Annotated in this window: 1 protein-coding gene; it reads right to left on the reverse strand. The window is 62.6% G+C overall.

Going from position 1 to position 808, the window contains the following annotated elements; all coding sequences use genetic code 11:
• On the reverse strand, window positions 1–738 hold a 738-nt coding region (locus EOC06_RS26865), incomplete at its 3' end, for an SDR family oxidoreductase (RefSeq protein ID WP_245470105.1).
• Window positions 739–808 lie beyond the last annotated feature (70 nt).

Genomic DNA, 808 nt, shown 5'->3' on the forward strand with positions numbered 1-808 from the left:
AGCCGCAACGGCGCGGCCGACGAAACGTGGCGTCTCGGAAATGACGAAATGCGGCACCTCAGCGGTGGCGTCGCGCCAATTGCCCTCGCTCACGCCAAAGGCTTCCAGCATCATCTCCGAACGCAGCCAGCCGGGCGTCAGCGACACGGACGTTGCGTCGTGTTTGGCGAGATCCTGGGCATGCGCCCATGCCATGCGCGTCACCGCGACCTTGGCGAGATCGTAGAATGGCGACAGCCGGTAGTGATCGGCATTGTATTCGGCCGTGCCGTCTGTGACCTCGATGAGCAGCCCGCCCGGACGTTCGATCAACAGCGGCAGCGCATGGTGCGCGGTGATCAGATGCGTGTCGATGCCGAGCCGCAGCATGCGCAGGCCATTGTCCAGATTGTGGTCCCAGACCGGTTTGTGCCACTCGAACAGTTTCTCGCCACCCCAGATGTCATTCACCAGTATGTCGAGCCGGCCTTGTTCGGTGCGGATGCGCTCGACCAGTTTGCGCACATCGTCGGCCACCAGATGATCGACCTGAACGGCGATGCCGTTGCCTCCGTTCGCCGAGACCAGTTCCGCTGTTTCCTCGATGGTTTCGGGCCGGGCATATTCGGATTGCTGGGCCCGCGTGCTGCGCCCGGTGACATAGACGGTGGCGCCGGCTGCGCCGAGTTCGATCGCTATGCCCCGTCCGGCGCCGCGCGTCCCGCCGGCGACCAGAGCAACTTTCCCTTGCAGCGTCATTGAACTCTCCCAAAAACGGTCTCATCGATCAGACAAGGCTGGCTTGTGCTGTTCGCGCCATATATATAAA

The organism is Mesorhizobium sp. M7A.F.Ca.MR.362.00.0.0 (assembly GCF_004023175.1).
In the GTDB taxonomy this organism is placed as follows: domain Bacteria; phylum Pseudomonadota; class Alphaproteobacteria; order Rhizobiales; family Rhizobiaceae; genus Mesorhizobium.